This is a genomic window from Trichocoleus desertorum ATA4-8-CV12 (assembly GCA_019358975.1).
GTDB lineage: Bacteria > Cyanobacteriota > Cyanobacteriia > FACHB-46 > FACHB-46 > Trichocoleus > Trichocoleus desertorum_A.
The window spans coordinates 40,771-59,308 of the sequence record JAHHIL010000015.1; the positions used below are offsets into that span (position 1 = coordinate 40,771).

General features: G+C 49.4%; 20 protein-coding genes and 1 pseudogene. 13 read left to right on the forward strand and 8 right to left on the reverse strand.

Translation table 11 applies throughout. The features are described from left to right. Positions 1–9 precede the first annotated feature (9 nt). A complete protein-coding gene (locus tag KME12_13135; GenBank protein ID MBW4488726.1) occupies positions 10–234 on the reverse strand; it encodes a hypothetical protein in 225 nt (74 codons plus the stop codon). Positions 235–510: 276 nt separating this feature from the next. Between KME12_13135 and KME12_13140 the strand changes: the two genes are divergently transcribed. Then, entirely contained in the window at positions 511–1,005 is a 495-nt protein-coding gene (locus KME12_13140; GenBank protein MBW4488727.1) for a YdcF family protein, read from the forward strand. 101 nt (positions 1,006–1,106) lie between these two features. Then, positions 1,107–2,246 carry a DNA-processing protein DprA gene (dprA, locus tag KME12_13145; protein ID MBW4488728.1) on the forward strand — a complete coding sequence of 380 codons (1,140 nt, stop codon included), beginning with the start codon at positions 1,107–1,109 and terminating at the stop codon, positions 2,244–2,246. 12 nt (positions 2,247–2,258) lie between these two features. Here the strand turns inward: dprA and KME12_13150 are convergent, their stop codons facing one another. Beyond that, entirely contained in the window at positions 2,259–3,407 is a 1,149-nt protein-coding gene (locus KME12_13150; GenBank protein MBW4488729.1) for a Gfo/Idh/MocA family oxidoreductase, read from the reverse strand. 268 nt (positions 3,408–3,675) lie between these two features. Further along, the gene (locus KME12_13155; GenBank protein ID MBW4488730.1) at positions 3,676–4,932 is read right to left on the reverse strand and encodes a molybdopterin molybdotransferase MoeA; all 1,257 of its coding nucleotides are present in this window, start codon (positions 4,930–4,932) and stop codon (positions 3,676–3,678) included. Positions 4,933–5,103: 171 nt separating this feature from the next. Between KME12_13155 and KME12_13160 the strand changes: the two genes are divergently transcribed. The 4 genes from KME12_13160 (at position 5,104) to KME12_13175 (ending at position 8,324) form a co-directional block, all read left to right on the forward strand. Next, a complete protein-coding gene (locus KME12_13160) occupies positions 5,104–5,652 on the forward strand; it encodes an RDD family protein (protein MBW4488731.1) in 549 nt (182 codons plus the stop codon). Between the two features lie 39 nt (positions 5,653–5,691). Next, positions 5,692–5,880 (forward strand): 50S ribosomal protein L33, encoded by a 189-nt coding sequence (gene rpmG / locus KME12_13165; protein ID MBW4488732.1) that lies wholly within the window; start codon positions 5,692–5,694, stop codon positions 5,878–5,880. Between the two features lie 123 nt (positions 5,881–6,003). Next, positions 6,004–6,219, forward strand: coding sequence for a 30S ribosomal protein S18 (rpsR, locus tag KME12_13170; protein ID MBW4488733.1), 216 nt, complete (start codon positions 6,004–6,006; stop codon positions 6,217–6,219). 83 nt (positions 6,220–6,302) lie between these two features. Continuing rightward, positions 6,303–8,324, forward strand: coding sequence for a ribonuclease R (locus KME12_13175; protein ID MBW4488734.1), 2,022 nt, complete (start codon positions 6,303–6,305; stop codon positions 8,322–8,324). Between the two features lie 134 nt (positions 8,325–8,458). Here KME12_13175 and KME12_13180 read toward each other — a convergent pair whose 3' ends face one another. Beyond that, complete coding sequence (locus tag KME12_13180) at positions 8,459–8,896, reverse strand: FHA domain-containing protein (protein ID MBW4488735.1); 438 nt, start codon at positions 8,894–8,896, stop codon at positions 8,459–8,461. Between the two features lie 670 nt (positions 8,897–9,566). Between KME12_13180 and KME12_13185 the strand changes: the two genes are divergently transcribed. After that, positions 9,567–9,932 (forward strand): Lin0512 family protein, encoded by a 366-nt coding sequence (locus KME12_13185; protein MBW4488736.1) that lies wholly within the window; start codon positions 9,567–9,569, stop codon positions 9,930–9,932. 52 nt (positions 9,933–9,984) lie between these two features. Here the strand turns inward: KME12_13185 and KME12_13190 are convergent, their stop codons facing one another. Together KME12_13190 and KME12_13195 are read right to left on the reverse strand one after the other, a co-directional pair. After that, positions 9,985–10,203, reverse strand: a complete 219-nt coding sequence (locus KME12_13190; protein MBW4488737.1) for a hypothetical protein — start codon at positions 10,201–10,203, stop codon at positions 9,985–9,987. A gap of 112 nt (positions 10,204–10,315) precedes the next feature. After that, positions 10,316–10,690, reverse strand: a complete 375-nt coding sequence (locus KME12_13195) for a hypothetical protein (GenBank protein MBW4488738.1) — start codon at positions 10,688–10,690, stop codon at positions 10,316–10,318. 50 nt (positions 10,691–10,740) lie between these two features. On the opposite strand from KME12_13195, the pseudogene KME12_13200 reads away from it, so the two are divergent. The 3 genes and pseudogenes from KME12_13200 (at position 10,741) to KME12_13210 (ending at position 13,418) form a co-directional block, all read left to right on the forward strand. Next, positions 10,741–11,806: pseudogene (locus tag KME12_13200) on the forward strand (ISKra4 family transposase). Between the two features lie 321 nt (positions 11,807–12,127). Further along, complete coding sequence (locus KME12_13205; GenBank protein MBW4488739.1) at positions 12,128–12,844, forward strand: hypothetical protein; 717 nt, start codon at positions 12,128–12,130, stop codon at positions 12,842–12,844. Continuing rightward, on the forward strand, positions 12,837–13,418 hold the full coding sequence (locus tag KME12_13210) for a hypothetical protein (protein ID MBW4488740.1): 582 nt from the start codon (positions 12,837–12,839) through the stop codon (positions 13,416–13,418). Before KME12_13205 ends, KME12_13210 begins: the two co-directional genes overlap by 8 nt. 32 nt (positions 13,419–13,450) lie before the next feature. Here KME12_13210 and KME12_13215 read toward each other — a convergent pair whose 3' ends face one another. Next, entirely contained in the window at positions 13,451–13,864 is a 414-nt protein-coding gene (locus KME12_13215) for a hypothetical protein (protein ID MBW4488741.1), read from the reverse strand. Between the two features lie 132 nt (positions 13,865–13,996). Then, complete coding sequence (locus KME12_13220) at positions 13,997–15,646, reverse strand: hypothetical protein (protein MBW4488742.1); 1,650 nt, start codon at positions 15,644–15,646, stop codon at positions 13,997–13,999. 575 nt (positions 15,647–16,221) lie between these two features. On the opposite strand from KME12_13220, the gene KME12_13225 reads away from it, so the two are divergent. The 3 genes from KME12_13225 to KME12_13235 all read left to right on the forward strand — a co-directional run bounded on the left by KME12_13225 (position 16,222) and on the right by KME12_13235 (position 18,502). Beyond that, on the forward strand, positions 16,222–16,503 hold the full coding sequence (locus tag KME12_13225; protein MBW4488743.1) for a diguanylate cyclase: 282 nt from the start codon (positions 16,222–16,224) through the stop codon (positions 16,501–16,503). A gap of 95 nt (positions 16,504–16,598) precedes the next feature. Then, positions 16,599–17,546 carry a YihY/virulence factor BrkB family protein gene (locus KME12_13230; protein ID MBW4488744.1) on the forward strand — a complete coding sequence of 316 codons (948 nt, stop codon included), beginning with the start codon at positions 16,599–16,601 and terminating at the stop codon, positions 17,544–17,546. 389 nt (positions 17,547–17,935) lie between these two features. Next, entirely contained in the window at positions 17,936–18,502 is a 567-nt protein-coding gene (locus KME12_13235) for a cyclase (GenBank protein MBW4488745.1), read from the forward strand. Positions 18,503–18,538: the final 36 nt, after the last annotated feature.

The following is an 18,538-nucleotide window of genomic DNA, read 5'->3' on the forward strand; positions in this document are numbered from 1 at the left end:
TCTGGCTAGTTAAATTTTTTCTTTACGCTCTGCATCTGCGTCTCTTTGCTGCCCTGGCATCTCTGGCATAACCGCTGGGCTGTTGAGGAGACGTTCGTTATAAACAACGTTGTCATCGGTGATCTGTAAATCATCTAAATCGGCATCAACGCCGCTGTCCATCTGCTTAGTGTTGAGGTTGGCCGACTGCTCTGACATATGGCTGGAATTCTGGCGATCGTCTGCGGAGTTCATAGAACTTAGCCTCTCAAGCAACAACTGATATGCCCAGCGTAATTAGTTGATGGTAATCTACCCCCTATCTGAAGACCTATTCGCCTAATAGTCCTAATCAAGCCTGATTTGATGAAGTTCAAAGGTTACTTAATCCAGCGGCGAGAAGTTTGGTTGCCAACGATTCTAGGCTGGGGTGTGATCTTAGGGAGCTTATGGCTAGGGCTCACCCTCACGATCGCGAATATCCATCCTTTTCTCGCGGTTACTGCCCCGATTCCAGCCAATATTTTAGTTGTGGAAGGTTGGTTGCCAGACTATGCCATAGAAGAGGCGATCGCGGAATATGAGCGTGGCCCATACGAGAAACTCATCACCACAGGTACGCCTTTATCAAGGGGATACTATCTAGCTGAGTACAAAAACTTTGCGGAACTGACAGCCGCTACCTTTCTAGCCCTAGGATTTGACCCCAACCAATTGGTAGCAGTCCCAACTCCCAAAGTCGAAACAGACCGCACCTATACTTCAGCCGTCACTTTGCAGCAATGGGTGTCCACATCGGGGTTACGGGTGACAGGCGTAAATCTTTTCACCTTAGGCACTCATGCTCGTCGTAGTTGGCTGATTTTTCGGCAAGCATTGGCCCCAAGTGTACCTGTAGGTGCGATCGCCGTTGAGCCACGGGCTTATGAGGTAAAGCATTGGTGGCGATCGAGTGAAGGAGTGCGAACGGTGATCTCTGAAGTCATTGCTTACCTATATGCTCGGCTAGTGAGCTGGAAAAGCTAAAACGCCATCCCAGCCAGTAATAGTGAGGGTTGGCAGCCAGCAAAGTCAGCATTAAGCCAAAATTGGGGCATACTGAGATCCGCTGACTTGAGGGTGAATGATTGGTCTCAGAACGCGCATTGTGGTTAGCTTGGTCCCGCATTCCAGGTATTGGCCCCATTTTGCTCAAACGGCTGCAACAGCACTTCCAGACTTTAGAAGCCGCTTGGGAAGCAAGCCCTCATGAGCTGGGGGCGGTGGAAGGCATTGGACCGCAAACCCTAGAAGTGATGGTGGCGGCGCGGGCTAAAATTTATCCAGAGCAGTTGCTGGAAACTCATGAGCGGGAAAACCCTTGTTTCTGGACTCCCGCCGATCCGGGCTATCCTCACTTGCTACTAGAAATTCCGGACCCACCCCCTGTTCTATATTACAAAGGCCAAGTTCAGTCGCAGGAGCAACAAGCTACGACACCCGCGATCGCGATTGTGGGCACCCGTGACCCCTCGGAGTACGGGCGGCGCTGGGCGCGTAAACTCAGTTCTTCTTTAGCCCATCAAAGCTTTACGGTGGTTTCAGGCTTGGCTTACGGTATTGATACTGAAGCCCATCAAAGTTGCCTGGATGTAGGCGGCTATACGATCGCAGTCTTGGGAACTGGGGTGGATATGGTCTATCCCTGGAAGAACCAGAAACTTTATGACCAAATTGCCGAGCAGGGCTTGCTAGTGAGTGAGTATCCCGCTGGCACCCAACCCGATCGCAGCCATTTCCCCCGGCGCAACCGCATCATCGCAGGCTTGAGTCGAGCCATTTTGGTGATGGAAGCACCCGGTAAATCTGGCGCGTTAATTACCGCTCACCTCGCGAACGATTATGGTCGAGATGTTTACGTTTTGCCTGGTTCCCTAGACAATCCTCGCTCTATGGGTTGCTTAAAATTGCTGAGTGTAGGAGCCCAAGCGATTCTGAGCGAAATTCATCTGCTAGAAATGCTAGGGACAATGCCCCGATTGCAAGTGGTAGAACCAGCACCTCAAAACTCTCAAGCTGCTTCTAGCAATCCCAGCCATGCTTTAATCCCAGATTTAGCGCCAGAGCTACGAACCGTTTTGCAAGCATTGACGGCTGAGCCTACAACGTTTGATGTCATTGTGCAGCAGGTAGGACTAGCAGCCGCAGCAGTCTCCAGTGCGCTATTGCAGTTGGAGTTGTTGGGTTTAGTGTCTCAAGCACCAGGGATGCGCTACCAGCTTTCCTAAACCAACCTGCGCTCAACCCGCCAAAAATTCTTCCAGCTCTGGCACTTCTACCCAAGTTCCGGCGCTGTGAGATTGGTGGGTTAAATCCATCAATAATTGTGAGTAAACTCCTTCGCGCAAGGAAGGTGCGATCGCGTTTCCTCGGTCTATGCCTTGCACCCAGCGATCGACCACACCCATAAATGGGGCAATGCGACCATCTAGGTAAGTTTTAGGAAACTCTAGGCGTTTGGGAATTTCTACTAAGCTCAGGGGTTGTCCGCCTTGACTGGCCCAAAGCTGAAATCCATGCACGTAGTCTTTTTGGTTGTTGCTGCCCAAGACTAAAGTGCCGCGATCGCCATACACTTCTAGCCAGTGCCCACGACCTTGATAAGTGACAGAGCTGAGGCAAACTTGGCAAGGCACACCGTTGGCTAGTTCTAGCATCAGCATGCAAGTGTCATCAGCATCGACGGTTTTGTGTTCTCCGGTACTCGGATCAGGACGCGCCGGGATGGAGGTGCTGAGTCGAGCAGACAAGCGTTGGATGGGGCTGAACAGCCAAGCGATGTAGTCAAAGGCATGGGAGCCGATCGCACCTAAGGCACCGCCTCCCTTTTCCCGCTGGGCGTACCAGTTCCAAGGACGAGTAGCATCGGCTCGACTGGAAACCAGCCAATCGATTTTGATCAGGCGAGTCTCACCCACGTAACCTTCTGCTAATAGTTCAGCTAAGTGTTGCCAGGCAGGGACACAACGAAACTCAAAATCGAGGGCCGCGATCGCTTGTTTCTTTGCGGCTAGACGATATAAGTCTTTGGCTTCTGTGGCGGAGAGGGTCGTCGGCTTTTCTAGCAAGATGTGTTTGCCTGCTTGCAACACAGTTTTAGCCATGTCGTAGTGCAGAAAGGGCGGGGTGGAAATGCTGACTGCTTGGACTTCTGGCAAGGCGGCAATTTCTTCGACACTGCTGCAAGCATAGGGAATCTGGTGGGCTGCGGCGATCGCTTGAGCTTGAGCTAAATCCCGGTGATACACTGCCACGACTTGCGTGCGATCGTGGGCTTGCAACCCTGGTATGTGAACTTTCTGCCCGAAACCCGTACCAATGACTGCAACGCCAACTTGTGATCGGGGGCTGGGTTTTGAGGAGTTGGGGTTCACGTTGGGAGAAACCATAGAGAAGGGACTACTGAAAAGGTTGCAGGGTTTTCTGAAGCAAGGGCTAGTTATTTATAGTACTGGGTGCAGGCGCAGGTCTCTGGGGCGATCGCATCTCTACTAGTAGGTTTGATGCTCTTTGGCGAATCCGAGCCTTGAGGGCACCTGCCCTCAAACTCCCGCTGAAGGACGGCTGCGTCCTCCAGACCTCCTCCAGACGAGTTTAATTGTATGAAGCTCGAAGTGATTGCTCGAAGTGATTGCTCGAAGTGAATTGATTTTTGGTTCAATCGACTTGCATTACGAGTACTTCTGCGCCTGCGGCGATCGCGGTTTGGCCGACGGGTAAGACGGCTAAGCTATTGGTTTGGGCTAGGTTGATCAAGTTGCCAGAGCTATGGCTGCCTCCGGCAAGGCGAAATTCGTACTCGCCGTTTACGAGTTGCAGATGGCCCCAGAGATAGCTCTCGCGTTTGCCATCGGAGCGCAGATTCTGGTGGGTGCGGGCTTTAATGAATGTGGGTTCCCAGCCTGACGCTAACCCGGAGAGTTTGCGGAGCGCAGGTTGGACGAAACGCCAGAAGGTCACTAGGGCGGAGACGGGGTTTCCGGGTAAGCCAAAGTACAACACAGAACGCGGCTGGGCTGACTCAGAGATGGCAGTGGCAACTGTCAGAGGCTTTCCTGGCTTCACGGCTACGGCTCGGATGTGAATTTCGGCTCCGAGTGCGGCTAAAATTTCATCGACGTAGTCGTAGTCCCCCACAGAAACGCCACCGGAGGAAAGCACGACATCCACAGTGGCAATGGCTTGAGCGATCGCTTGCTTCAAGGCTTCTGGTTCATCTGGGACGACTCCCAACAGTACTGGCTCCGCTCCCATTTGCTTCACAAGGGCTGCTAGAGCGTACTGGTTAGAGTCCACAATTTGCCCAGGTTGCAGAGGTTGGTCTGGGGCTACCAATTCGCTACCTGTGGATAAAATTGCTACCCGAAGCTGACGATAAACCGTGACTTGAGCGCATTGAGCCGCTGCCAGCACCGCAATTTCAGGGGCATTCAGAGAAATACCGGGTTGCAGTAGAGGAGTCCCCGCTTGATAAAAGGCTGCTCGCTGCCGCACAAATGCCTGAAATTCTGGAGCTTCTAGGATGGTGACGCGATCGCCTTGACGCTGGGTTCGCTCCTGCATGACGACGGTATCGGCTCCCGCTGGCATCATGGCTCCGGTGAGAATGCGAGCAGCTTGACCGGGTTGTACGAGTTTCTGCGGTTGATATCCGGCGGGAATTTCCTCCACAATCTCTAGTGTCACGGGTTGCTCGGCACTGCACGAGCGCACATCAGCAAAGCGAACGGCATAGCCATCCATCGCTGAGTTGTCCCAATGGGGAAAATCAAGCGCACTGGTAACAGGGGCAGCCAAAATCCGACCAGAGGCACTCAGCAAATCTAAAACTTCTGTGGTCTGATGAGGATTGTGAGTCGATAACGGACTGACCAAATCGAGAATTAGCGCTTCTGCTTGCTTAACGGGCAGCATGATCCGAAATTTTTGGAACTTGTTTGCCAGTTTATCGTTCGTTAGCAGTCAGCAGAATAATTCGCTTCAAATACCTAGGCTTGCTCATTCCTCACGCCGCTCACAAATCCGGATTCAATCAAATCCAAACGCCATCCCCATTCATGCTTCACTCTAAAACGTCCACAATATATGCGCAGTGACATTGGGGCGACTCGCCTTCCTAGAGCCCCTATTTGGCGGCGTGCCTCTGCTTTCGGCATTGACTTTTTCTGTGCTTGGTTTATGGGCTCGCTGGTGTTGGGTAGCGGGGCAATGGTGCAATTATTGCGATCGCTCTTGTTCCTAATTGTTTGGTTGGGAATTCGGGTCTTTTGGTCTTATCGCAACCAGGGACAGAGTTTAGGACGCTGGATTTTTGATCTCAAGGTGGTCGATTCCAGACTGCTGCGCTCAGCCGATCTACTGGCACTCCTGAAGCGAGAAGGCTATTTAGCATTCAGTGCGCTGTTTTTAGCGATCGGGCTGAGTAGCTGGCGGATGATTCGTGAGGGGTGGATTGTTTTACTAGTGGTGCCTTTAGCCTTAGATTTGGGATTGGCGATCGCGGACTCCTTAAACCAACAAGCGCTACACGATCGCTTGGCAAGTACCAGTGTGGTTCAAAGTAGCCGAGGTTACTCTTTAGATTTAAAACTAAAGCGTTTACTTGCCGAAGTGAGCCGTCGTGTGAAAAAATAGGAGATTGTGTCTAATTCGCATTTTTGAGCTGCTGGAATTATGGCTAAGGGCGTCCGTATCATCATCACGCTAGAGTGCACTGAGTGCCGCACAAATGCTGCAAAGCGCTCAGCGGGAGTCTCTCGGTACACCACCACCAAGAACCGTCGCAACACCACTGCCCGGTTAGAACTCAACAAGTTCTGCACCCACTGCAACAAGCACACGTCTCATAAAGAAATTAAATAGATTGCGGTCCTAACAATCCTGAAAAGCTAACTTTTCTGAATTCTAGGGCTGAGTAGTCGCTTGGCTACGAATGGCAATTGACCGACTGTTTTTCTGAAGATTTTCGACTCTTAAACTACTGCTATGACTTACTTCCGCCGTCGCGTTTCTCCCATCAAGCCCGAAGACCCCATCGATTACAAAGATGTTGACCTGCTTCGGAAGTTCATCACCGAGCGTGGCAAAATTCTGCCTCGTCGGATTACAGGCTTGACTGCCAAGCAACAGCGCGATCTCACCGTCGCCATTAAGCGGGCTCGCCTGATTGCCTTGCTGCCCTTCGTCAACCAAGAAGGTTAGAATTACCTCTCCCCTCGGAGGGGTTTTCTTATCGTTAGCTGATCAGTAAACCGCAAAAGCCACACTAGGGTTAGCAAAAGCTGGTGGAGAAGGGAACTCTCGTTGAATTTCGACTGCATAGCGATCGTCGGCTGGCAGTTCTAGAGCGTCCAGAGGGTAAAAAACACTGGATTGTAGTGGATGAACGTGGCCAGTCGCACACCCTTCATCCTCGGCAAATCACCTACACTGTCGTAGGCCAGAGTTACAAGCCAGCCGAGATTCCTCAATTTCTGAAGGAAGTCGAAAACTATCTTGATCCCTCCAGTCTAGAGGTGGCTTGGGAGCTGCTGGTGGAAGACAGTGAGAATGTTGATCCCGCTGGCATGGCTTTGCTGCTGTTCTCAGACCAAAGCCCACCTCTGTGCTACGCGGCTTATTACTTACTCTCAGAAGACAAGCTTTACTTTAAACAGAAGGGAGACCATTACGAGCCTCGCTCAGCCACTCAGGTAGCGGAGTTAAAGCATCAGCTAACAGTGGCGGATCAAAAGCAGCGAGAATGGCAAGAATTTTTGGCTCGGATGCATCAAGGTCTAGCGAATCAAACCGTAGAATGGCAGAACAGCGATCGCAGTCGTCTCGAAGCCATAGAACGGTTTGCTACCTTAGGAGAGGAGGCTTCTCACCGGACGCCAGCTCTCGAAACCTTGGCTGCTTTGGGCAGACCTGAAACTCCTCAAGCGGGTTTTCAACTCTTGGTGGATTTAGGGTTGTGGAGCGTCCACGAGAATCTGTTTGTACGCCGCAGTCAAATCCCCACTCAATTTTCTACCAAAGTGCTGGAACTCGCAAAACAATGCTTGGAATCTCCACCCCCCGATCTCGATGTTGAGGGGCGGCTTGATTTAACGGGTCTGAAGGTCTACACCATCGACGATGAGAGTACGCGTGAAATTGACGATGGCGTCAGCTTGGAATACCTAGAAGATGGCCGTCAGAAGCTCTGGATTCACATTGCTGATCCGACGCGCTGGATTGTGCCTGGAGACGACTTAGATCTAGAAGCACGCCGACGCAGTACCACGATTTATCTACCAACTGGCATCATCCCGATGTTTCCGCCAGAACTGGCAACAGGCCCCATGAGCTTGATTCAGGGAAAAATCTGTTACGCCTTGAGTTTTGGAGTGATTTTAGATGAATCAGGGGCGATCGCAGACTACCAAATTCAGACCAGCCTAATTAAGCCCACTTATCGCCTCACCTACGAAGATGTGGATGAGATGCTGGAGTTGGGGATTCTAGCTGAACCCGAACTCCAAGCGATCGCGATCTGGGCAAAACGTCGGCAGACTTGGCGACACTCTCAAGGTGCCATCAGCATCAACATGCCCGAGTGTTCAATCAAGGTTCACAATGACGAGATCACAATTGAAGTTCTAGAAGTGTCTCAGTCGCGGCAACTGGTGGCTGAAATGATGATTTTGGCTGGGGAAGTGGCGGCCCGCTACGGTCAAGCGCACAACTTGGCAATTCCCTTCCGCAACCAAACTCAACCAGAGCTACCACCCGAAGAAGAGTTATTGCAGCTGCCTGCTGGCCCAGTGCGCTCCTGTGCAATTCGTCGCTGTATGCCTCGCAGTGAAATGAGCATTACCCCAGCGCGACACGCTAGTCTGGGCTTAGACACTTATACCCAAGTCACTTCACCCATTCGGCGCTATACAGATTTGCTGGCGCATTTCCAGATCAAGGCTCATCTACGAGGCACCCCGCTACCCTTCCCAGCGGAAGAAATGAAAGAGTTATTGATGAGCGTGAGTGCGGTGGCTCAAGAAGCAACTTCGGTAGAGCGCCAAACCAACCGCTATTGGGGGCTGGAATACCTGCGACGTCATACTCACGAGGTATGGCAAGCTTTGGTGTTGCGTTGGCTGCGAGAGCACGAAAACTTGGCGCTAATCTTGCTAGAGGACTTAGGTCTGGAATTGGCAATACGGCTCACAAAAGCCGTGTCACCTGGCGATCGCATGGAAGTCAAAGTCACCTACGCCGATCCACGCCAAGACACGATCCAGTTTCAGCAACTGCTCGATCGAGAAGCACAACCCGCCGTTTCCTAAATCTTCCTAGGTTTAGGCTCTACATCATAAAAAACCCTCCTATCTGCAAGAAAAGGAGGGTGGGATGGAGTTGGAAACGTATCTCAAGAAAAGCAGACAGACCTGGTTCGCTAGTCAAAGCTTAATCTGAATTCTTAATGATGGGTAGCAGTTGCTTCGTTGACCTCAGGACTTAGGCGATCGCCTGTAGACGCAAAAAACTCTACACATAGAGAGCCTAACTTAATTAAGTCACCATCTTGCAACAGGTGGCGCTCTAGACGGTTTAAACGACGGCCATTAACCCAAGTGCCATTACTACTACCCACATCTGCAATATAAAAGTCACGGCTGGGATAGTAACCAATCACGGCATGGCAACGGGAGATCGAGCGATGGGCCACTGTAATGGCACAGGTAGCATTGCGCCCAACCAACCAATTAGCAGCTTTTTCAGTCACCTGAAGGTCTTGGGCAGAACCAAGATTTGTCGCCAAAATGGTGGTTTCCTCAGTCGCGATCGCCTGAATGTACAACGGGGTAACGCTACAACGTTGAGGAGCTTGCAGAATAGGCTCAATAATCGTTGCCATCTCCTCCTCATTCCTGGGTTGAGCGGTAAATATCAAACGAGAAAGAGCAGGATTTTGTTTCAGAGCATTCAGAGTTACGTGATCAAAACTACTATTAGGCTTCAGGTGCGACATGATACCCATCAGAAAAACGACTGTTGGTTTACGCTAGACACAATCAGTTGAATCGCTAGATCTCCGAGCCACAGTCACTCAACTGTCAGCGTCCTACCGTTATCTGTTTAGAAGCGCTACATCCCCCAAGAATCAACGGCAATATTCTAAACACCAACTTCTCAACACTATTTCTAGAGCACCCTATTCCTGGTAGCTGTACCGCTACCCAACTATTGCTTTTTGTAGCTTGTTTAAGTATTTCTACGGAAATAAAGCTTTAGCAAAGTCTCGATTTAGTAAATCCTACAGATTGAATAGTTGACAATCGTATAAGTAAAAAAATTTGCTTGAGCTTTACGAAGTTGCAACAATTTATCTCTTTTATAAATTTTCGCTAAAGCTTTTTCCTGTTTTCACCCTTTTAGAGGAAGACATCTACGGAAAGACCGCATGAGCCTGATTAGGCTTCGCTCAGATAAAAGCACCCTTATACTCTGGCTCCCGACTCCTAGCTCCTGCTGCCAGAATCGCTATAAGCTGTTAGGGAAAATTTGGAGTTTTTAAGGCAGCCAGCATGACTCGTAAACGATTAGTCATTGAAATGGGCATGGGAGTCGATCAGCATGGGCAAGAACCAACCGTTGCCGCTGCGAGAGCGGTACGTAATGCGATCGCTCACAATGCCTTACCCGGAGTGTGGGAGGTTGCAGGGCTGAGCGATCCTAATGACATGATTGTAGAAGTGCAGGTAGCGGTTCCCTATCCAGAACAAGTGCGAGAAGCAGAGGTGCTGTCAGTACTGCCCTTTGGCCGCAAGAGCCTCAAGGTTGAGTCGGGTGGCATGGTGGTGCAAGGTCGTGCGATTCCCCAGCTCAATGATAAGAATGACGACATGTTTGTCGCGATCGCAGCCGTGACCGTTTTGATCGAAACTGAGTAGAGTCAGGTCTAAATAGATACATCACTATATAACTATTGTTTACTCGCTGCCTCTATCTAATTGGTTTGGCTGAGCGAATGAGAGCGCGATCGCCAAGTAACCGACTGAGATAGTCTCCTGGTTCACTGCTGAAATAAGCATGAGTTTCTCCCTCCGGTGCCATTTCAACAATTTCTCCCTTCAGCAATTCCACCCGCCGATGCTCCAAGATACCCGCTGCGATCATGTGGTGGTACTTATCAATTGTCCACTTGGCGATGGTGACGCTCATAAGCGATCGCTTGATTCTCACGTTATTTCACATCGTAGCTTAGCCAGGAATGTGTATCTAAAATAGGGCGATCGCACATGACCGAAACTGAGGAGGGGCAATCGCTTTATGTTTAGTCTTTTACCCATCCATAAGGTTGAACTTCAAACTCCAAGACTTTTTTGAAATCGTAAATGCTCGATCGCATGGCCTCAATGCTGGTGCCTGGTGATTGTTGTCCTTTTTTCCAAGCGGCGCGATCGACTGTCCCAATTACGAGGTAATCATTGCCAATTAAATCCGGTTTGCGTAGTTGCATACACATTGCGGCCAATAGCTCCTCCAACTCATCTTGATGGAGAATAATCAGATCGCAGGAGGGGCAATAACGACAGGTCTTATTGAGTACGAGCGGTTGCATGGGTTCCAAAAACACAAAGAGAGGGAACGGGAGCATGTCAGGTTTGCGATGAGTAGGAATGCTTAAGCCAACTGCATGACTGGTCAATAAAGATGATATGAGTGAGGATTAGAGTAGCCTCCCTCTAGTACAAAGCCATGACTCCTGAACAAGCACAGGCGCTCAAAGTTCACCTCCAAGCCATTGCTCAAATCCTATATGACGAAAGCGACCCGGCTGCAATGAAAACGCTAGAAGGGATTGAGATGACGGTGCGGCAGCAGATCCAAGCTCATGTCAGTCCAGAATTAGGGAGTTTTTTATCCAAACGGTTACAGGAACGCAAGCAGGCAAACTCAGAAGACTCAAAAGCACCTTGGGAGAGTTAGACATCACCTCAAAGCAAGCCGAGAAACTGGCAGTTGCTCCCTATCGTCAGTTGAGTCCGCATCTGGAGAACTGCTGCCTACGCATAAGTGCCAACGTGTCCTATAAGCAGGCAGAACAGGATGTGGCTTATTTGACGGGGATTCGCATTCCTGCCAAAACTCAGCAGCGCTTGGTGCATCAGCAGAGCTTTGAGGTGCCAACGGCACAGCCACCGATTGCAGAACTGAGTGTGGATGGTGGCAAGGTACGCCTGAGAACGCCGCTGGGAGAGCCATGTCAATGGCGAGATTACAAAGCCATTGCCACGGCACAAGGACTCGTTGCCAACTTTCAAAACAACGCTAACTGATTGCTTGGGTCAATGCTCAAGCTTTGGAGAATCCGTTGAGTTGTTTAGGCGATGGACATGATGGAGTTTGGAACATCATTAGTCAAATCGCGATCGCAGCGCAGCGTCGAGAGATCCTCGATTGGTATCATCTCAAGGAGAATCTCTACAAGGTCGGTGGTTCGCTCAAGCGTCTCCACCAAGCCGAAGCCCTACTGTGGACGGGGAAAGTGGATGAGACCGTGATCCTGTTTGAGCCCTGTCAGAAGAAACAGGCCCAGAATTTCTGTCAGTATTTACGCAAACATCGTCATCGCCTTGTCAATTACGATTATTTCCAGGCGGAAGGGCTTTGTTCCATTGGTTCGGGTGCGGTTGAGTCTGCCATCAAACAGATTGACCGTCGCATTCAGATCTCAGGAGCCCAGTGGAGGAGTGAGAATGTTCCGCAGGTGCTAGCTCATCGCTGCGCTTACCTCAATGGGCTCATCGGCTTGCAAAAGTGACATGCTCCCGAGGGAACTTCCGCAGCTTGGTTTTAGCCGTACATTTGGGGCAGGAAGTAAACCGCGCATCCTTGTAAGGATTTAGGAAGAATTTATGGCGAGGTGACTGCTTACCAAACTGTTTCATTATCCTCTCCTGCTCGAAAATGCAATCTTTCAGAGTTAGCTGCTAGCGATCGCGACTGTAGGCCGACTTTTAGACGCAGTTTTTGATCTTTTTTAACGGTATCTATACATGCCTAGGATTTAAGCTGTTAGTACAGAGGGTTATACCGTGAGAGATTGCCCCCATGTCTACCACATCAACTCTACCTCGCCTGAGTGAAGCACAAATTAAGCAGCTTGCAACCGCACAGAGTTTCGAGCGGGGCGATCGCCGAAGATTTGGCAGATCTCGAACAAGCCGCAGATCAGTTATTCCAGCAAGGAGATTGGTTGAATGCTGGCATGCTCTACCAAATGTTGCTTGAAGAATCAACCAACCACTACGACTACGAGGTGCAAGATATTGACTATGACGGTGAGGTTGGGGTTGTTATTCAAGAGATTGCCGAAGGCTTAGACAATTGCTTGGCAGCCGCTCAAAATCTAGATGCTGCCATCCGAAAAAGTTGGCTGACCACTTGTTTAGAAGCTTATTTGAAAGATTTAGAACTGGGTGGCATTGACTTTGCTGCGGGTGCTATTGATGCAGTACTAAGCTGGGCCACCGAGGCCGACTGGGTTTGGCTAGAGCAGCGGATTCGTGAAGAAATCAGCCAGCTTGGACCTCGCGATCGCTGGGCTAAAGATTCACTGGTTAAACTGTTAGCCGCACAGCACAGCCAAGACGGAGACAACCAAACCGCTAATGCGATCATTCATGAATTAGGTAGTGCTGAACAACGGGCTTTCGTTTTGATTGAGGAAGGAAAGTTTACCGAAGCGATCGCCTTGGCTGAGGAGAACTTCACACATTTAACCAGGGTTGGTGATCCAGCTGGCAGATGCTCTTGTGCAAGCAGGCGCACATCAGCAAGCGTGTCAGTTTGTGAGTAAACAAAATCCGCAGAAGGCTCATTGGAGCTATCAAGATTGGTTGGCTACATATCATGAGACATACAGCGATCCACAAACGGCTCTAGAATCTTACCGACAGCTTTTTCAAGTCTCTCCGTCATTAGAGCGCTACAAAAAACTGCAAGAGTTAGCGAAACAGGCGCAAGCGACCTGGGAACCTTTACGTAAAGACATCTCGAAGAGTTTTGAGCAGCAAAAACAATGGCCAATGTTGATAGAAATTTCGCTGTATGAACAAGACATTGAACGAGCTTTAGAATTGGTGTCTAAATATCCTAGTGGCAACTACAAGGCAAAAGTGGCACAGGCTACCGAGCAGACAAAACCTGAAGCTGCGATCGCGCTGTATCAACAGTTAGTGGGACAAGCGATCGCCGGACGCAGCCGACCCACTTACCAAACAGCAGCTCAATATCTGAAGCGGATACAACCTCTCTTTGCAGCAACGAACGCTCAAGATGAGTGGCAAGTGTATCTCAGAAAGATCCGCTCGGAATATGTCAGATTGCCAGCATTACAAGATGAACTAAACAAAGCAGGATTACCAAAATGAAGCTCCCTGAGAAACAGCGATCGCGGCTCAAGTTATAGGCCTAGCGCTGCTACTGCCTTACTATAGTCCTCTGGTCGGACGTAGATGACATAGCCAAAGCTGCTGCCACTGTTTGCTATGCCACTAGAAGCGTAGACATTGACGTTGGCTTCGTAGAGCTGCATATGCACTTCAGCAAAGGCACCCAGCTTGTCATCTCCCTGAACAAATAGGGCTGGATGCGGTCCATCTATAACTAGACCAGCCTTTTGCGCCTCACTCACCAACTTGCCTGTATCCTCTGGAAAAATCGTCAGTTGAGTGTGCGTGGGTCCGATGGGCAGAGCATTAAAGGCGAGGAGATTGATGCCCAAACTGGCTAGAATTGCGAGCAATTTATAAGCTTCTCCAGGTTGGTCAGCAACGCTGGTATAGAAGTAGTCGATGCGACGGATGGTATATGCCATAGCCTTCTCCTGATTGGATTTTGGCCTACCATTTATGGTATCGAACTTGGACGGTCACAAGCGATCGCCTTAGCAATTGGAAACAAGAGCGATCGCTTGTGGAAGTTTTATTGCCTAAATATCATTATCTGGTTAGGCAGACATCACCCAACTCTGGAGCTTAGAACTAAATTGAGCGAGGTCTACGTTTTTCACAATGGCGACAGTTTGAGCAGAACTAGTCTGGAACAGAATATCTGCCCCTTGAGGAATTGCTACACTAATGCTGCTACCAGAAGTCACAATCGAGTCGGTGCCAATCTGGAAATCTGTAATCACATGAGGCGTGCCAGGAATGACGGACTCGTTAATCCAGAACTGGTCTCGGCCTGCTCCTCCCGTCATGGTGCTGCCTCTACTGCCACCGAATAACAAGTCATCACCATCACCACCTAAGAGTTGGTCTGCGCCACCAAGTGCGCCTACTCTACCTTCTGATTTGCCATACTGCATGTAGTGAGCAAACCCACTGGTGAAAACTCCCTGAGTCACTGCTGCTGCGACATCTGAGTTGCTTCCGAGATAGTAGCTTTCACTATAGAAAGTGCTAGGGTTGCGGCCCTCTTGGTGACCGTGCTGAGTGAAGTGATTAAATCCGCTGGCAAAGACTCCTTGAGCTACTGCTGCCGCGACATCCGAGTTGGTAGAAAGGTAGTATCTCTCGTTGAACAGCAAGTCATCACTACGGCCTTCAAATTGTCCATGACTCAGGAAATGTTGCAAGCCGCTGCCAAGGACGCCCTGAGCCACAGCCACAGCCACATCTGGGTTCTCGCCCAGATAAACTACTTCATCAAAGGAGTGACTAGCGACTCGACCTTCATACAGACCGTGGTTTACAAAGTGAACGAGACCACTGCTAAAGACACCCTGATCAACCGCAGCAGCGACATCTGGGTTCTCCGCTAAATAGAGGGCTTCATCGTAGAGTTCGCTGGGATTACGGCCCTCATAGAGACCGTGTTGAGTAAAATGGTCAAAGCCATTGCGAAATACGCCCAGAGCTACAGCCGCTGACACATCTGAGTTCTGCTCTAGATAAAAAGATTCATCAAACAGCTGAGTGAGGATGTCTCCATCAGGTGCTCCAGTGAAACGAGCTTGCTGAGCGAGGGTGAGAATACCTTCAGAGGTAGACTCAGCAATGAGGGTGTCATTCCCTGCTCCTCCAGAGAGGATATTGCTGCCGCGATTGCCAATGATGATGTTATCGAGGGCATTCCCTGTGCCATTCGTGTTTTGATGACCTGTGAGAGTCAAGTTTTCTAAGTTAGGACCCAAAGTCCAAGAGACACTCGATCGCACAGAATCTACACTGACTGGAATATCACCACCAAAGTCTTCCGATCGAATAGAATCACCAAGGCTATCAACAATGAAAATATTATTACCTGTGCCACCGCCACCATATAGGAAATCATCTCCATTTCCACCATTGAAGACAAAGGTGCTCCCATCTGATGGCCCTAAATTATAAGACACAATAGAGTCATTACCTGCGCCACCAAACAGGAAACCACCGCCGTCAGAAGCTTCTATAGTGTCATTTCCCTCACCTCCATTCACGATATTAAAACCTTCGTAGGCATATAGAAAATCGCTACCTGTACCGCCGAGAAGAAGGTTGTCACCAGCTCCATATATTTCATCATCTCCGCCTTGGCCATCCAAAATATCAAAAGAATCCTTATTTCCGAAATCATCCAAATAGTTGTTCTGCTCGTTGCCAGGAATGTAAGCCATGTTAGATGTCCTTGAAATTTGTGAGTGTTGAATCTTGTCGGCAAAGCAATTCCAACTGCCTGCGATCGCGCAGTAAGAAGCCTCACTTTGGCTCTGGTATCTTTGGAGCATAGAGGCCAGATGCCATCTGAATGCAAAATGTAGATTGCTTGGAAAATGTTTGTAGAGAGAGTAGAAAGGGAGGCTAGGAATCTAGAGAAACATACCTGGCATCATGACTGGAGTCGCTGCCTAGAACGCTATGCTCATTAACTAAATAGTTCTTACTGTTGGTATCCGAAATGTATGCCATCAATGATTCCTCAACGAAGCTGGTAGCTATGTATTCCCTGTGGTATCTATCGTAAATTTAGCTACCACTTTGTAACTTCCTCCAGCAGATTCACCCAGAAGCAGGATTTGGTGGATTTACTGAGCTGCTGACTGCCATTAGTATCAATTTCAGTAATGCCTCTATTTCGATTTCTGAGCTACTGGAATCTGGGGCGAGCCTAAAAGGGCGATCGCGTTGTCCAATTCACCCCGACATGAGCTAAAACTTTAGGGATAGAAACCTTGAATTTGCTTGACTATTAATATTGCGCAGTCATCTAGTCACGCTCTTTGAGGGATCGCATTACGCTCAAGCTGATGTGTTGCGTCAAACTGCCAAGCGGCCTGCCGATCTAGCGGCTCGTTATGGGGGTGAGGAGTTTGCCATCCTGTTACCTAATACAGAAGCAGCATGTTTGGTACCGCAGTCTGATATGGCTCCCACTTTTTTGATTGCTGCGGCTGACAAAGCTCTATATCAGGCAGATGGCGGGACGCGATCGCCACTTGGTCTACAAATAAGGGTTTTGCAAATTAAGGATTAACAAAAACCTGATTACCAGAAACTCAATTTCTCATTGGCATTTCGACACCGAATCTGTCAAAGTATTTCACAAAGCACTGTTGCCCAGGCAGGCCCATGCTATCAGCTCGTTTTATTCGCTTTTTTCAACACCTAAACTGGACAACGATTAAACAAGTGATTGATTCTGCTGGCAAGCAGCGGTTACCAGGTCTCTCGGCAGAAATGGCCTACAGTGCCATGCTGGGAATGTTTCCAGCGATTCTAGCTCTACTGACCGCGATCGGATTGTTTGAATCTCTGCAAGGGACGCTGCAAACCCTAGCTTCTCAGCTCAGTCAAGTCGCCCCTGAAGAGGTGCAAGCTTTAATTGAAAACTTTGTGAAGGGTATTAGCCAAACCCGCAACCGCAGTTTATTTTCTCTCAGTTTCATTGCGGCGATTTGGGCTTCTTCAGGTGCGCTGAGTGCGGCAATGACCGCCTTTGATCATATCCAGCAAATTCCCCCAGAGCAAACCCGCCCGTTTTGGAAAGCTAAATTAGTTTCCTTAGCGCTCACGATCGGCACAATTTTACTGTTACTAGTGGCGTCTTTCTTGATGTTTATTAGTGACTTAATTATCAAACATGTCGCGAGTCAAAGTGGCTTTTTAGGATCAGGGCTGTTGTCTACTTGGCGGTTACTCAGTTGGCCGTCAGCGCTAGGCATTGTCTCTGCGGCATTTGCCTTTATTTATCGCTATGGGCCGAGCAAATGGAAACTGGGAACGCCGATTATGCCTGGAGCAGTAATGGCGGCAGTATCTTGGGCCATGCTCTCCAGCTTATTTCGGTTTTATGTGTCCCAGTTTGGCGACTTCAACCGAGCCTATGGAGCAATTGGCGCAGTCATTGTCTTGTTGCTGTGGCTCTACTTAAGCTCGTTAGTCTTGCTAATTGGCAACCAGTTAAATGTCACCGTTGGCGCGGCCATGCAGCAACACCAGCAGAAAACCCTTCAAGCGACTCAATTAGCGCGCTCGTTGCAGCCCAGCGACAATTCCAGTCCCGATGGTCAAAAATAGCAAAAACCAGATAATGGCGCTAGAAAGAAAAGACAACAGGCCAAATCCCCTCAAAATCCAAACAACCCCAGTGATCCCCAAACAAATGAGAAAAATCTTGGTGGTGGGGTGAGAAAAGTACCGAGAAAAATTATTCACGGGAATAGTTGCCTCAACTTTGCAAGCGATCGCTTCGTTTTGGCTTCATTTTGACATGAGAAGCCTGAGCCTGCCCACAGCAGTTGAGTTGGTAAGGGTTCAAGTTTTAGGTATTTGAGTCAAATGAATAGTTGCCTAGCGTAGAGTTAGTTTACAGATTCTTACAAAATTTTGCTGAATCTTTATCCAGAACTCGTTTCTTTCTCTGGGGATCTCGGTAAGGTGGGAATATCAGACGATCCTGAGCCTACATGACTGTTGATTCATTTGACGGCAATTGTCTAGCATCTACCTCGAACCGCAACTGGCGTGACCAGGAAGCTCTAGTACGAGGTGAGATTTTGCTGAGTACCAGAGCCCATTCTGCATGGGGTGGGGCGGTTACGGCTTCAATGTATCTACCCTTGTCGCGATCGCTAGCTTGGCAGCAGCTAACCGACTATCCACGCTGGGTACAATACTTCCCCGATTTGGTTCGCAGTGAGGTGCTACACCGAGGCGATGGTGTCAATTCGGGCAGAAAACGGCTCTACCAAGTGGCGAGTAAAGCGTTTCTCTTTTTTACCGCTCAAGTTGAAGTTTATCTAGGGGTTGTAGAGACTGTCCACCAAAAAATTCAGTTTCGTCAGGAGCAAGGAAGTTTCACCGATTTTGCGGCTGATCTGACCTTGCAAGATTATTTGAGCGGAACTCTCCTATCCTATTCAGTGCAAGCAACCCCCGCGATTCCGGTGCCCTCTGTGTTTGTGCAACAAGCCATCCAGTTAGATTTGCCAACTAACATGCGGAAGATGCGCCAAGTGCTTTGTGTTGGTTAGATTGCTTTAGAGCGCCACTAGATTGTCCACCCTCAT